Source organism: Sphingomonas degradans (genome assembly GCF_053502645.1).
In genome coordinates, this window is sequence record NZ_CP177172.1 from 204918 (window position 1) to 218363 (window position 13446).

The window sequence follows — 13446 nt, forward strand, 5'->3', positions numbered from 1 at the left end:
CGCTTGCTCTATGGGCGCTGGGCGATATTCGGAGGCGGGGGCTTCTTTCGGGATACATGTTGATGAAGCGTCGGAAATTGCTGCACGACTCCGGCCGCCGTGTCGCCTGGCCGACCTTTGGCCTGGTCGTCGGGCTGTTGTTCTTCCTGATCAGCGGCGCGCTTGCCTATCGCAACGTCCAGGCGCTGCGCCAAAGCGACGTCGCGATCCGGCACACCCACACGGTGATGATCGCGCTCGACGAGTTGCTGTCGACGCTGCAGGACGCCGAAACCGGGCAGCGCGGCTTCCTGCTGACCGGCGCGCCGAAATATCTCGAGCCCTATACCGTTGCCACCGAGACCGTGTCGGAGCGCATTGCACATTTGCGCGAGCTGGTCGGCGACAACGAGGTCCAGATCGGGAATGTCGCCCAGCTGCGCCGCCACGTCGACGCCAAGCTCGGCGAACTGCGCGAAACGATCGACGCCCGCCGCAACCAGAGCCTTGCCGCTGCGCTGGCGATCGTCGCTACCGATCGCGGCAAGATGAGCATGGACGCCATCCGCGCGCAGCTGGCGGCGATGGCGGCGGAAGAGGGACGTCTGCGCTCGCAGCGGCTGGACGACATGGAGAGCGCATCGCGCGCGGCGATCGCCAGCGGAGTCATCGCCAGCCTGATCGGCGCCTTGCTGACGGCGCTGATCTTCGTGCTGATGCGTCGCAACCTGCGCGCGCGGGCGCAGGAGGAATGGCTTCAGAACGGTCTGCTCGGCATTTCGGAGGCGGTGCGCGGCGATCGATCGGTGGACGAGATCGGCGATGCGGTGCTGCGCTATCTGGCGGAGAAGCTCGGCTTCCAGGCGGGCGCGCTGTTCAAGGGCGAGGCGGGGCTGTTCCGCCGCGTCGCGACGCTCGGCGTGCCGGGCGATGCCGCTGTGCCGGAGGCGTTCGGCGTGCGCGAAGGCCTGCTCGGTCGAGTCGCTGCCGAGGGGGCGCCGATTCAGCTCGACGACGTGCCCGATCAGTATCTGGAAATCGGCTCGGCCTTTGGCAGCGACAAGCCGCGCCACCTGCTGATCGTCCCCGCCAAGGCGGACGGACTTGTGAACGCAGTGATGGAGCTGGGCTTCTTCTATCCCACCGACCCGCTGATGCTGGAACTGCTAGAGCGCGCCGCCCCCGTCATCGGCGTGGCGCTGCGCTCCGCCCGCTTCCGCGCCCGGTTGCAGGACGCGCTGGACGAGACCCAGCGCCAGGCCGCCGAGCTCCAGATGCAAAGCGAGGAGCTGCAGGTCAACAACGAGGAGTTGGAGGAACAGGGCCGCGCGCTGCGCGAATCGCAGGCGATGCTGGAACAGCAGCAGGTCGAGCTGGAACAGACCAACAGCCAGCTGGAGGAACAGGCGCAGGCACTGGAGCACCACCGCGACGAACTGGAAAGCGGTCGCGCCACGTTGGTCGCCAAGACGCGCGCGCTGGAACAGGCCAGCCAGTACAAGAGCGACTTCCTCGCCAATATGAGTCACGAGCTGCGCACGCCGCTCAATTCATTGCTGATCCTCGCCAAGCTGCTCGGCGACAACAGCACCAGCAACCTGACCGCGGAGCAGATCAAGTTCGCCCGCACCATCGAATCCTCGGGCAACGACCTGCTCACGCTCATCAACGACATTCTCGACCTGTCCAAGATCGAGGCGGGGCATGTCGATATCCGGCCCGAGCCGGTGGGCCTGGTACGGCTCGGCACCGATCTGCGCCAGGTCTTCCAGCCGGTGGCGCAGCAGCGCGGGCTCGATCTCGACATCGCGCTGGATGACGAGGCGCCGCGCGGCATCGAGACCGACCGCTTGCGGCTGGAACAGATCCTCAAGAACCTGCTGTCGAACGCGCTCAAGTTCACCGAAAAGGGGTCGGTGACGCTCCAGATGCGCGCGGCCGGCAACGATCGCGTCGCGTTCACGGTGCGCGATACCGGCATCGGCATTTCGGAGGAACAGCAACGGCTGATCTTCGAAGCGTTTCACCAGGCCGATGGCACGATCAACCGCCGCTACGGCGGCACGGGCCTCGGCCTGTCGATCTCGCGCGAGCTGGCGCGGCTGCTGGGCGGTGGCATCACGCTGGAGAGCACGCCGGGCGAGGGCAGCGCCTTCACGCTCACGCTGCCGGTCAGCTACGATCCCGCCGGTGTCGCCCCCCGCGCGCCTGCGGCGGTGGCCGCCCCGCGGGCCGCGCCGGTCCCCGCCAGCCCGCCGACGCCAGCCCCGTCGCGCCGGACACCCGCTGCGGGCGACTGGGTGCTGGAGGATGATCGCGAGGCGCTGATGCCCGGCGGGCGCCAGTTGCTGGTGATCGAGGACGATCCCGTGTTCGCTTCGATCGTCCGCGATCTCGCGCGCGAACTGGGCTTCCAGTGCCTGATCGCCAGCACCGCCGACGAGGCGCTGCACCTGGCCAAGACCTATCGCCCCAGCGCGGTGGTGCTCGACCTGGGCCTGCCCGACCAGTCGGGGCTGACCGTGCTCGATCGGCTGAAGCAGGACGACGCGACGCGGCACATCCCGATCCACGTCATCTCCGCCGCGGACCAGAGCCAGACGGCGCTGTCGCTCGGCGCGGTCGGCTATCACATCAAGCCGATCAAGCGCGAGCTGCTGGCCGAAGTGCTGGAGAGCCTGCAGGCGCGCACTGCCAGCCGCGTGCGCCGCGTGCTGATCGTCGAGGACGATCCCGTCCAGCGCGACGCCGTTGCCCGGCTGCTCCAGACCGACGATGTCGAGACCATCGGCGTCAGCACCGCCGCCGAGTGCCTGGAGATGTTGCGCAGCCAGACCTTCGACTGCATGGTGCTCGACCTGTCGCTGCCCGATGCCTCGGGCTATTCGCTGCTCGAGACGCTGAGCCAGGAGGACGGAGCCCACAGCTTCCCGCCGGTGATCGTCTATACCGGCCATGACCTGAGCCCCGACGACGAACAGAAGCTGCGGCGCTATTCCAGCTCGATCATCATCAAGGGGGCGAAGTCGCCCGAACGGTTGCTCGACGAGGTTTCGCTGTTCCTCCACCAGGTCGTGTCCGAACTGCCGAGCGAGCAGCAGGAAATGATCCAGAACGCCCGCCGCCGCGACGCGGTGCTCGAAGGGCGGCGCGTGCTGATCGTCGAGGACGATGTCCGCAACGTCTATTCGCTGACCAGCGTGCTGGAGCCGCGCGGCGTGCTGGTCCGCATCGCGCGCAACGGGCAGGAGGCGCTCGACGCGCTGGCGGAGGCGGCGGCCGATCCCGCGCAGGGCGTGGACCTGGTGCTGATGGACGTGATGATGCCGGTGATGGACGGCCTGACCGCCACGCGCGAAATCCGCCAGGACCCGCGCTGGGCGAAGCTGCCGATCATCATGCTCACTGCAAAGGCGATGCCCGACGATCAGGAACGCTGCATCGAAGCCGGCGGCAGCGACTATATGGCCAAGCCGATCGACGTCGATAAGCTGTTGTCGCTGGTCCGCGTGTGGATGCCGCGATGAGCGAGGGCGTCCCCGAAGCCGAAGCCGAGCCCGATATCGACGATATCGAGATCGCGCTGCTGCTCGAGGCGCTGTTCCGGCGCTATCATTACGACTTCCGGCATTATGCGCGCGCCTCGATCAAGCGGCGGCTGATCCAGGCGCGCAACCGGCTGGGGCTGAGCAGCTTTTCCGCCTTGCAGGAACAGCTGTTGCGCGATCCGGAGATGCTGGCGCGGCTGCTCAACTACTTGACCGTCCAGGTGAGCGAGATGTTCCGCGATCCCAGCTATTTCCGGGCGCTGCGCGAGAAGGTGATCCCGCATCTGCGGACCTATCCCTCGCTCAAGGTGTGGATCGCGGGGTGCAGCAACGGCGAGGAAGTCTATTCGCTCGCCATCCTGTTCCGCGAAGAGGGGCTGGAGCAGCGCACGCTGTTCTATGCCACCGACATCAACCCCAAGGCGCTGCGCGCGGCGGAGGCGGGGGTGTATCCGCTCGACCAGATCCGCAAGTTCACCGAGAACCACCAGCAATCCGGCGCGCGCACCTCGCTGTCCGATTACTACACGGCCGATTACGACCGGGCGATCTTCGACAGCAGCCTGCGCGCCAATGTCGTGTTCTCCGATCACAGCCTGGCGACCGATTCGGTGTTCGGCGAGATGCACCTGATCTCGTGCCGCAACGTGCTGATCTATTTCGATCGTGCGTTGCAGGAGCGCGCGGTCGGGCTGTTCGATTCGTCGCTGGTGCGGCGCGGCTTCCTTGGGCTGGGGCGCAAGGAAAGTCTGCGCTTTTCGGACCATGCCGCCGGCTATTCCGACTTCGTCCGCGAGGAGAAGATCTACCAGCGGCGCGACCGGTGAAGGGGATGGTCGCCATCGGCGCTTCGGCGGGGGGCGTGCAGGCATTGCTCACGCTGCTGCCCGCGCTGCCGGCGGACTTTCCGCGCCCGGTGCTGATCGTCGTGCACGTACCGCCCGATCACGATCACGGGCTGGCGGCGCTGTTCGAGACGCGGTGCGCGATGCAGGTGTGCGAGGCGGAGGACAAGCTGGTGCCCGAGCCCGGCACGATCTATTTCGCGCCCGCCAACTATCATCTGCTGGTCGAGCCCGATGGCAGCATGGCGCTGTCCGCCGACGATCCGGTCAACCACAGCCGCCCGTCGATCGACCTGCTGCTGGAAACCGCTGCCGATGCGCTGCGCAGCCGGCTGATCGCGGTGCTGCTGACCGGCGCCAATCAGGACGGCGCCGAAGGGCTGCGCGCCGTCGCCCGCGCCGGCGGGACCGCGATCGTCGAGGACCCCAAAACCGCCCGCGTGCCGACCATGCCCGCCGCCGGGCTTGCGCTGTGCCCCGCGGCGACCCGGCTGCCGATCGAAGCCATTGCGCCCCACCTTGTACGATTGGCCTGACCCCATGCCTGCCGCTGCGCCCGTGCACTTCCTGCTGGTTGACGATCTCGACGAGAATCTGCTGGCGCTGGAGGCGCTGCTGCGGCGCGACGGGCTCGCGTGCCTGAAGGCGCGATCGGGCGAAGAGGCACTGGAGCTGTTGCTGGTCCACGATGTCGCGCTGGCGCTGCTCGACGTGCAGATGCCGGGGATGGACGGATTCGAGCTGGCCGAGTTCCTGCGCGGCAACGAACGCACCCGGCATGTGCCGATCATCTTCCTCACCGCCGGCAGCGCCGATGCCCAGCGCCGCTTTCGCGGCTATGAGGCGGGGGCGGTGGATTTCCTGCACAAGCCGATCGATGCGGGCGTGCTCAGGTCGAAAAGCAACGTGTTCTTCGACTTGTACGAGCAGCGCCGCCAGATCACCGCCCAGCGCGACGAACTGGCGCGCCTGAGCGAGAGCCTTCAGCTTGCCGACCGGCGCAAGAACGCCTTTCTCGGCATGGTCGGCCATGAGCTGCGCAACCCCATCATGGCACTCGGCGCCGGCCTCCACCTGCTCGGGCGTGCCGCGACCGCTGACGCCGCCGAGAAGGTGCGCGGCCAGATGGAGCGGCAGGTGACGCACATGGCGCGGCTGATCGAGGATCTGCTCGACGTCGCCCGGATCGACCAGGGCAAGATCGTGCTGCGCACCGAGCGTATGGCAATCGCGGACGCCGTGGCGCTGGCCGTGGACCTCAGCGCGCCGCAGATCGAGGCGCAGAACCACAGCCTGACGGTGCAGTTGCCCGAGGACCCCATCTGGCTCCACGCCGACCATGCCCGCATCGCGCAGATCGTCAGCAACCTGCTGTCGAATGCCGCCAAATATACCCCGCCGGGTGGCGCGATCCGCCTGACCGTCCGACGCGAGGCGTCGCAGGTGGCTATCGAAGTCGCGGATACCGGAATCGGCATCCCGCCTGCGCTGCACGAGCGGATATTCGACCTCTACGCCCAGGTCGATCGCCAGGAGGGCACTGCGGACGGGCTGGGCATCGGGCTGGCGCTGGTGCGGCAGCTCGTGACGCTGCAAGGCGGCTCGATTGCGCTAAAGGAAAGCGTGCCCGGCCAGGGTTCGACGTTTAGGGTGCTTCTGCCGCGCGATTGACGGCCTTCCCGCTTGCGCGCCAAGTGACCACCACTTTCGGACATCCATAGCGGAAGAAGTGGTGCCCGGGGACGGAGTCGAACCGCCGACACTGCGATTTTCAGTCGCATGCTCTACCAACTGAGCTACCCGGGCAGCGTCCGGCGGGGCCGGAAACCATGTGGCCGGCGAACGCCGGAGCGGGGCTATTAGTCGGGGTCGGCGCGCATGTCCAGCCCGCTTATTGCATCGGGATCAACAGGCTCTCCGGGGACGCGATAGCCCTCGCCCAGCCAGTTCAGCAGGTCGCGATCCTTGCAGCCGCGGCTGCAAAAGGGCTTTGATTCGGGGGTGGGGGCGTGCCCGCAGATCGGGCAGCCGTCGCGCTTGGCCAAAATTCTACTCCTTTGCCGAGACGAACTGCGTCGTCCCGCCGCTGCGCCGCGCCAGTTCGGCGGTCCAGCCGGGTTGCTGGGCCAGCCGGCGGGCGATTCGCCTGGTCACCATATGGGTGGCCGGGGGCGGTGGGGAAAGGCGCTCGACGCGGCGCAGTTCGGCGCGGGTCTCGGCGCCGATCGGGTCGGTACGCAGCAATTCGGGGAGCGAGGGGCGCGTGCGGCGGCGCACGATCTGGAGAAAGCCGAATCCGTTCATCGCCGTGCGCTCGAACGGCTGGGGCAGCGCGGCGTCGATCGCCTCCGCCACCGCCTGGCGCGCGGCCTTGTTGGCGAGCGTGGGGAAATCGATGCCGATCGACCCGCCAATGCCGTGACGCTCGATCGCGCGCGCGACGGCATGCGCCGCCGCGACCGACAGCGCCTCCAGCGGGCCGCCGCCATCGACGTCGAACAGCGTCATCGCCGGCGTCGGGGACAGCCGCAGCGCGCCCCCGGGAAAGTCGATGTCGCCGGTGACGGCCTCGTCCAGCACTTCGGACCAGCCCGCTTCTTCCAGCATATCGGGTTCGTGCGCGCGGGCGATTCGCACCGGCAGGCCGGTCGCGGTGATTCGCTGGAGCAGATCCGGGCCCGGCATCGGCAGTGCGTCGCTGGGCACTGCCTTGGGCAGCTTGGCGCGGCCCGGCTCCTGGATCGCCTCGCGCACGATCATCACGCGCAGTGCCGCACCCTGGGTGATCCCCTTGGGCAGCGGATCGCACAGCGCTTCGCCGCCGCCCTCCAGCGTCACCTTGCCGGTGCTGCGATCGGCGACGCGGGCATTCAGCACCGCGCCGACATGGGGGGCAGTGCCCTCCAGCTCGATCCGCGCCTTCCAGATCACCCCGCGCGAGACGAGCGCGGCGCGGTTCTCGCCGATCCCCGCCTCGTACAGCCACTCAGCCAAAGGCGTAGCCGGCGGAGTCGAGCAAGGCGCGGGTCTCGAACACCGGCAGCCCGACCACGCCCGAGTGGCTGCCCGAGAGGAAGCGGACGAACGCCTCGGCGCGGCCCTGGATGGCATAGCCGCCGGCCTTGCCCATGCCTTCGCCGGACGCGACATAGGCGTCGATTTCGCGCGGGGTCAGCCGCTTGAACGCGACCACGGTATCGCTGATCCGGGTGCGCGCCTTGCCGTCCAGCCCGATCAGGCAGATCGCCGACAGGCAATGGTGGCGCCGTCCGGAGAGCAGCGCGAGCATCCGCCGCAGGTCGGCCTCGTCCGCCGGCTTGCCCAGGATGCGGCGGCCCACGGCGATCGTGGTGTCGCCGGCCAGGACGATCTCGTCGGCGGCACGGGACACCGCATGTGCCTTGTCGACTGCGACGCGCAGCACATAGTCGCGGGGAAGTTCGTTCGGGCGGGCGTCTTCGTCGACATCGGGTGCCGCGATTCGCGCGGGCACGGCGCCGATTCGCGTCAGCAGATCAAGCCGACGCGGCGAAGTGGACGCGAGGACGAGCCGCATGGGCCCGCCTGTCACTTGAAGCGATAGGTAATACGGCCCTTGGTCAGGTCGTACGGAGTCAGCTCGACCAGCACTTCGTCGCCCACCAGCACGCGGATGCGGTTCTTGCGCATCTTGCCGGCGGTGTGGCCAAGGATCTCGTGATCGTTTTCGAGCTTCACGCGGAACATGGCGTTGGGCAGAAGCTCAACGACCTGTCCGCGCATTTCAAGCAGTTCTTCTTTGGCCAAAAAAGTGCCTCTTTAGTCTGTGCCGGTAAAATTGGCGGAGCCTTTACTCCCCAAACCGCGAAAAGGGAAGGTGGGGCGGTGTGGCGCGCGCGCAGAAGAAGAAGGTAGAGGTTCGCACAGAGGCGCGGAGGCGCAGAGAGGGTTCGGGGCGGGCTGCGGCGTCAACTTGTAAAGCGGCGCGGGTGGCGATGCATTGCGGACAGTGGAGGACCGTGTGACACTCGCGCGGATGCCCAAACCGATCCGTCTCGTCCTCGCGCTGATGGCCCTTTTTCTGGTAAATTGCGGAGGGGGCAATGTGGCGCGTCAGACACCCCTATCGGAGAATTTTGCGCTCGCCGAGTCCATTGAAAAGCAGGTGTCCGTGGCACATCCTGATTTCACTCCCGAGCGCTATGTGCGCCTCTATTCCCATACCGAAGAGGGCAATGTGGACGGAACCTATCTCTTTGAAAAGACCGGCGGCCTGCCTTCGAAGTGGAAAGCGGGGCAATCCTATTGGGTCGCGCCGGGCGACGTGCCACCGGTAATGGACGGGGGCTGTGCCGTCATCAGAGTACGCTACAATGTCCCCAGTAAAACGCTGGTCTCGGTGTCCTGCAACGGTGACGCATAGCGGGCATTGGTTGACCGCTCGCTTCAACGGTCCACGGCTCCGACTCGAAAAGCGCTCGGCCGCAAAGTTCGCTGGGAGGCGTGAATCCCTCCACGCCTCCCCGCCTGTGCGCGAACCTCTGCCTTCTACTTGACCGTCCGCCGCCTGCAGAATCGCGTGCTTGCGACTTGGGCTTGCGCTGGCGGCGAAAGTTAACTTACACTCGTGTCAGTTGGGCGCGCCGACAGGGCGCGCCGGGACAGGAGAGTGGGATGGCTGAAGCCTATATCGTCGCGGCGGCGCGTACCGCCGGCGGGCGCCGCAACGGGCGGCTGATGGGGTGGCACCCCGTCGATCTGGCAGGGGCCGTGCTTTCCGAGGTTGCGGCGCGCAGCGGCATCGATCCCGCCGCGATCGACGATGTCATCATGGGATGCGTCGGACAGGCGGGTGAGCAGGCGCTGCATGTCGGGCGCAACGCCGTGCTGGCGTCCACGCTGCCCGATAGCGTGCCGGCGGTCTCGATCGACCGGCAATGCGGATCTTCGCAACAGGCGATCCAGTTCGCGGCGCAGGCGGTGATGTCCGGCACGCAGGACGTGGTGATCGCGGCGGGAGTCGAGCATATGAGCCGGGTGCCGATGGGCACCTCCGTCGCGGGCGCGCGGCCGTTCAGCGACCGGGTGCTGGGGCGCTATGGCGTGAAGGGGTTCAGCCAGTTCACCGGCGCGGAGATGATGGCGCGCAAATATGGCTATGACCGCGACCGCGTGGATGCCTATGCGCTGGAGAGCCACCGGCGCGCGGCGGCGGCGGTGGAACGGGGCGACTTCGCCGACGAGATCCTGCCGCTGGACGTCGAGACGCCCGAAGGGCCGGCGCTGCACAGCGTGGACGAGGGCATCCGCTTCGACGCCAGCCTGGAGGGGCTGGGCGCGCTCAAGACGCTGGCCGAGGGCGGCGTGGTCACGGCGGGCAATGCCAGCCAGATCTGCGACGGCGCATCGGCGGTGATGATCGTGTCCGAAGCGGCGCTGAAGGCGCATGGGCTCACGCCGCTCGCGCGGATCGTGAACCTGACGGTGAGCGCGGGCGATCCGGTCATCATGCTCGAAGAACCGCTGTTCGCGACCGACAAGGCGCTGAAGCGCGCCGGGATGTCGATCGGTGAGATCGACCTGTACGAAGTGAATGAGGCCTTTGCGCCGGTGCCGCTGGCTTGGGTGGACCATGTCGGCGCGGACCCCGCGCGGCTCAACGTCAATGGCGGCGCCATCGCGCTGGGCCATCCGCTGGGCGCCAGCGGCACCAAGCTGATGACCACGCTTGTCCATGCGCTGCGCAAGCGCGGGCTTCGCTATGGATTGCAGACGATGTGCGAGGGCGGCGGGATCGCCAACGTCACCATCGTCGAAGCGCTTTGAGGGGAGGAACGGGCATGGATTTCAACGGTATCGCCGCAGTCGTGACGGGCGGCGCATCGGGGCTGGGCGCGGCGACCGCGCGCGCGCTGGCAGCCTCAGGCGCGAAGGTCGCGCTGTTCGACATGAACGCGGACAAGGGCGAGGCGCTGGCTGCCGAGATCGGCGGCGTGTTCTGCAAGGTGGACGTGCGCTCCGACGACGATGTCGATGCGGGCTTCGCCAAGGCGCGCGCGGCGCATGGGCAGGAGCGCGTGCTGGTCAACTGCGCGGGCGTGGGCAACGCCTACAAGACTGTCAGCCGCGACAAGGCCAGCGGCGAGATCCGCCAGTTCCCCGCCGCGTCGTTCGACTGGGTGATCCAGGTCAATCTGGTCGGCACGTTCCGCTGCATCGTCAAGTCGGCGGCGGGGATGCTGACGCTGGAGCCAGGCGAAGGCGGCGAACGCGGGGCGATCGTCAACACCGCCAGCGTCGCGGCGGAGGACGGCCAGATCGGCCAGGCGGCCTATTCCGCGTCGAAGGGCGGGATCGTCGGCATGACGCTGCCCATCGCGCGCGACCTGTCGGGCGAGGGAATCCGCGTGAACACGATCCTGCCGGGAATTTTCGACACCCCGCTGATGAACGCGGCACCGCCGCAGGTGAAGGACGCGCTGGCCGCGTCGGTGCCCTTCCCGAAGCGGCTGGGGCGCCCGGAGGATTATGCCAGCCTCGCGCTGGAGATGCTGCGCAATCCCTATTTCAACGGCGAGGATGTCCGGCTGGACGGCGCCATTCGGATGGGCATGCGATGAGCGGCTGGCGGGACGATCCCGAACTGGTCGCGCTGGGCGACCATGCCGCGCGCTTCTTTGCCCGCGAGGCGACCGAGGCGCGGATCGCCGGATGGCGCGAGGCGGGGCAGGTCGATCGCGCCTTCTGGCGGCAGGCGGGCGAGGCCGGGCTGCTCGGTGCGTCGATCCCGACCGAATATGGCGGGGCAGGGGGCGATTTCCGGCATGACGTGATGCTGGTCGAGGCCGTTGGCCGGTGCGGCGTGGAGGGCTTTGCCCTGTCGCTGCACAACGTCATCATCCTGCCCTATGTCCTCGCGCACGGGACCGAGGAGCAGAAGGCGCGCTGGCTGCCCAAGCTGTGTTCGGGCGAAAGCGTTGCGGCGATCGCGATGAGTGAGCCCGGTGCCGGATCGGACCTGCAATCGATCCGCACCACCGCGCTGCGCGACGGCAACGGATACCGGATCAACGGCGCCAAGACCTTTATCTCGAACGGCCAGATCGCCGATTTCGCGGTCGTCGTGGCCAAGACCGATCCGAGCCAGGGCGCCAAGGGTGTGTCGCTGCTGGTGGTCGAGACCGACCAGGCCGAGGGGTTCCGGCGCGGCAAGGCGCTCGACAAGATCGGGCTGGATGCGCAGGACACGTCCGAGCTGTTCTTCGACGATGTCTGGGTGCCCGCCGACAATCTGCTGGGCACGACCGAGGGGCAGGGGTTCCGCCAGCTGATGGCCGAGCTGCCGCGCGAGCGGCTGGTGATCGCGGTGAGTAGCGTCATCACGATGGAAAAGGCGCTGGAGGTCACCACCGACTATGTGAAGCAGCGCCAGGCCTTCGGACAGCGCGTGTTCGATTTCCAGAACACCCAGTTCAAACTGGCCGAGTGCAAGGCCAAGGCAGAGATCGCGCGCGTCTATGTCGAGGATTGCATCGCCCGCCAGCTGGACGGCGCGCTCGACCTGACCAGCGCGGCGATCGCCAAATACTGGGTGACCGATGCCGAGTGGCAGGTCGTGGACGAATGCCTCCAGCTGCACGGCGGCTATGGCTATATCAACGAATATCCGATTGCGCGGATGTGGCGCAACGCGCGGGTGCAGCGCATCTATGGCGGATCGAACGAGATCATGAAGATGCTGATCGCGCGCAGCCTGTAACGGGCGGGGCACCGAATGGACCCTGACTTTATCGGGATGACGGCGTGCTGTTTCGGGTCATGAACGCATAAGCGGCCCCGTTCGGCAGGAGGGGCGACCCGCCGATATGGGGGGAAGCGGACGTGGCGCGGGCGCGCGGATGGTGCTGTCTTTGATCCTCCCCCGGATGGGGAGGGGGACCAGCCGCAGGCTGGTGGAGGGGTAGTCTCCGCGCGTGCCGTGGCTCGAAGAAACACAGGACTTTGCACGGCTCCGAACCGCCGCGCAGATTATTCTGTCGGACTTGAAGGCCGCGATCCATATCGCCGTTATCGCTCGCGGCGACTACCCCTCCACCGGCTTCGCCGGTCCCCCTCCCCCTCCGGGGGAGGAATGAGCTAGCCTCGAGAGTCCACAACTGGGCGGTGTTTGCCAGCAGCAGGGGATCGAACCCGCACCCGTTGCCGGGATCGCTGAAGCGATACGTCTACCAATTCCGTCATGCTGGCCCGAAGAAGCTAACCTCCGCTTGCTACTCGGGCAATGTCCGCGTCTGGAGCGGAAGCCGACCAGCAGCTTTTATAAGTCCGCGGCCCGGTACGCTTCTGCCCCGCTCTAATGGCCGCCCCCCGGCCTCAGTGCCGGAAGAACAGGGTCAGTGACGCGACATGGTTCATCCGGCTGCGGCGACCCGGCTGGTCGATCCACTGGTTGAGATACCCGGCCTCGATCGTCGATGCGCCGCCGACCGGGATTTCGAGGCCGGCGAAATTGCGCACCTGGTCGAACCCCGCCCGCGCGCCCCAATCGGTGTCGTTCAGCGCCACGAACGCTTCGGAATAGACCAGCGCGCTGGGGCCATTGGTGCCGGGCTTCAGCGGCGTTTCGTAGCGCAGCATCTCGCGCAGCCGCCATCCGGTGCCGCTGCCATTGGAGCGCCAGCGCTGCTCGAGCCGGGTGCGCGACGACAGCTCGCCGCCCAGTGCCTTGCCGATGTTCCAGTTCAGCTGCTGGAAGCTGCGATCCTCATGGATGTCGCGCGCACCGTCGACCGGCGACACGACATGGGCATAGCCCTGGTACAGCGTGACTCGGGGCGATAGCTTCACGCCGATCGCGCCGCGCAACAGCATCTGGTCCAGCCGCGAAACCCCGTCGCCGGTGCGCGGCTGGACCTCGGCGAAATACACGACGTCGCCGCGCAGCCCGCCCATCGCGGTCAGGTTGACCCATACCTGTTCGTCCTGCTGGGTCTGGGCGTGCGCGCCGGCGGCGCAGAGGGGCGAAAGCGCTGCGGCGAGCAGCGCGCGGCGGAGCAAAGGAACCATCGCGCCGCCGCTACGGATCGTACGTTGCT

13 protein-coding genes and 2 tRNA genes are annotated in these 13446 nt (G+C 67.5%); 8 read left to right on the forward strand and 7 right to left on the reverse strand.

Going from position 1 to position 13446, the window contains the following annotated elements; all coding sequences use genetic code 11:
• Positions 1-62 precede the first annotated feature (62 nt).
• From ACG3SL_RS00970 to ACG3SL_RS00985, 4 genes are read left to right on the forward strand one after another with little or no spacing between them, the layout of a single operon-like run.
• The gene (locus ACG3SL_RS00970; protein ID WP_448663279.1) at positions 63-3506 is read left to right on the forward strand and encodes a response regulator; all 3444 of its coding nucleotides are present in this window, start codon (positions 63-65) and stop codon (positions 3504-3506) included.
• On the forward strand, positions 3503-4354 hold the full coding sequence (locus ACG3SL_RS00975; protein WP_448663280.1) for a CheR family methyltransferase: 852 nt from the start codon (positions 3503-3505) through the stop codon (positions 4352-4354). Before ACG3SL_RS00970 ends, ACG3SL_RS00975 begins: the two co-directional genes overlap by 4 nt.
• Before the next feature lie 5 nt (positions 4355-4359).
• Positions 4360-4908, forward strand: coding sequence for a chemotaxis protein CheB (locus tag ACG3SL_RS00980; RefSeq protein WP_448665208.1), 549 nt, complete (start codon positions 4360-4362; stop codon positions 4906-4908).
• 4 nt (positions 4909-4912) lie between these two features.
• A complete protein-coding gene (locus tag ACG3SL_RS00985) occupies positions 4913-6043 on the forward strand; it encodes a hybrid sensor histidine kinase/response regulator (protein WP_448663281.1) in 1131 nt (376 codons plus the stop codon).
• Positions 6044-6102: 59 nt separating this feature from the next.
• On the opposite strand, the gene ACG3SL_RS00990 is transcribed toward ACG3SL_RS00985, so the two are convergent.
• From ACG3SL_RS00990 to infA, 5 genes are all read right to left on the reverse strand, one after another.
• A tRNA-Phe gene (locus ACG3SL_RS00990) sits at positions 6103-6178 on the reverse strand.
• A gap of 53 nt (positions 6179-6231) precedes the next feature.
• The gene (locus ACG3SL_RS00995; RefSeq protein WP_448663282.1) at positions 6232-6417 is read right to left on the reverse strand and encodes a DNA gyrase inhibitor YacG; all 186 of its coding nucleotides are present in this window, start codon (positions 6415-6417) and stop codon (positions 6232-6234) included.
• Positions 6418-6421: 4 nt separating this feature from the next.
• Entirely contained in the window at positions 6422-7366 is a 945-nt protein-coding gene (locus ACG3SL_RS01000) for a ribonuclease E/G (protein WP_448663283.1), read from the reverse strand.
• The gene (locus tag ACG3SL_RS01005) at positions 7359-7928 is read right to left on the reverse strand and encodes a Maf family protein (protein WP_448663284.1); all 570 of its coding nucleotides are present in this window, start codon (positions 7926-7928) and stop codon (positions 7359-7361) included. The genes ACG3SL_RS01000 and ACG3SL_RS01005 overlap by 8 nt, the downstream gene beginning before the upstream one ends.
• 11 nt (positions 7929-7939) lie before the next feature.
• Entirely contained in the window at positions 7940-8158 is a 219-nt protein-coding gene (infA, locus tag ACG3SL_RS01010) for a translation initiation factor IF-1 (protein WP_010162480.1), read from the reverse strand.
• Positions 8159-8372: 214 nt separating this feature from the next.
• Here infA and ACG3SL_RS01015 point away from each other — a divergent pair, with 214 nt between their 5' ends.
• The 4 genes from ACG3SL_RS01015 to ACG3SL_RS01030 all read left to right on the forward strand — a co-directional run bounded on the left by ACG3SL_RS01015 (position 8373) and on the right by ACG3SL_RS01030 (position 12110).
• A complete protein-coding gene (locus tag ACG3SL_RS01015; RefSeq protein ID WP_448663285.1) occupies positions 8373-8774 on the forward strand; it encodes a hypothetical protein in 402 nt (133 codons plus the stop codon).
• A gap of 251 nt (positions 8775-9025) precedes the next feature.
• Positions 9026-10177 carry an acetyl-CoA C-acetyltransferase gene (locus tag ACG3SL_RS01020; RefSeq protein ID WP_448663286.1) on the forward strand — a complete coding sequence of 384 codons (1152 nt, stop codon included), beginning with the start codon at positions 9026-9028 and terminating at the stop codon, positions 10175-10177.
• 14 nt (positions 10178-10191) lie between these two features.
• Positions 10192-10971 (forward strand): SDR family NAD(P)-dependent oxidoreductase, encoded by a 780-nt coding sequence (locus ACG3SL_RS01025; RefSeq protein WP_448663287.1) that lies wholly within the window; start codon positions 10192-10194, stop codon positions 10969-10971.
• A complete protein-coding gene (locus ACG3SL_RS01030; RefSeq protein WP_448663288.1) occupies positions 10968-12110 on the forward strand; it encodes an acyl-CoA dehydrogenase family protein in 1143 nt (380 codons plus the stop codon). Before ACG3SL_RS01025 ends, ACG3SL_RS01030 begins: the two co-directional genes overlap by 4 nt.
• A 409-nt stretch (positions 12111-12519) precedes the next feature.
• Here the strand turns inward: ACG3SL_RS01030 and ACG3SL_RS01035 are convergent.
• Positions 12520-12598 (reverse strand) — tRNA-OTHER (locus ACG3SL_RS01035).
• Between the two features lie 126 nt (positions 12599-12724).
• On the reverse strand, positions 12725-13417 hold the full coding sequence (locus ACG3SL_RS01040) for a DUF2490 domain-containing protein (RefSeq protein WP_448663289.1): 693 nt from the start codon (positions 13415-13417) through the stop codon (positions 12725-12727).
• Positions 13418-13446: the final 29 nt, after the last annotated feature.

Coding starts and splice junctions, on each gene's coding strand:
- ACG3SL_RS00970 (WP_448663279.1), top strand. CDS start 63: ATGAAGCGTCGGAAATTGCTGCACGACTCCGGCCGCCGTGTCGCCTGG.
- ACG3SL_RS00975 (WP_448663280.1), top strand. CDS start 3,503: ATGAGCGAGGGCGTCCCCGAAGCCGAAGCCGAGCCCGATATCGACGAT.
- ACG3SL_RS00980 (WP_448665208.1), top strand. CDS start 4,360: ATGGTCGCCATCGGCGCTTCGGCGGGGGGCGTGCAGGCATTGCTCACG.
- ACG3SL_RS00985 (WP_448663281.1), top strand. CDS start 4,913: ATGCCTGCCGCTGCGCCCGTGCACTTCCTGCTGGTTGACGATCTCGAC.
- ACG3SL_RS01005 (WP_448663284.1), bottom strand. CDS start 7,928: ATGCGGCTCGTCCTCGCGTCCACTTCGCCGCGTCGGCTTGATCTGCTG.
- ACG3SL_RS01020 (WP_448663286.1), top strand. CDS start 9,026: ATGGCTGAAGCCTATATCGTCGCGGCGGCGCGTACCGCCGGCGGGCGC.
- ACG3SL_RS01025 (WP_448663287.1), top strand. CDS start 10,192: ATGGATTTCAACGGTATCGCCGCAGTCGTGACGGGCGGCGCATCGGGG.
- ACG3SL_RS01030 (WP_448663288.1), top strand. CDS start 10,968: ATGAGCGGCTGGCGGGACGATCCCGAACTGGTCGCGCTGGGCGACCAT.
- ACG3SL_RS01040 (WP_448663289.1), bottom strand. CDS start 13,417: ATGGTTCCTTTGCTCCGCCGCGCGCTGCTCGCCGCAGCGCTTTCGCCC.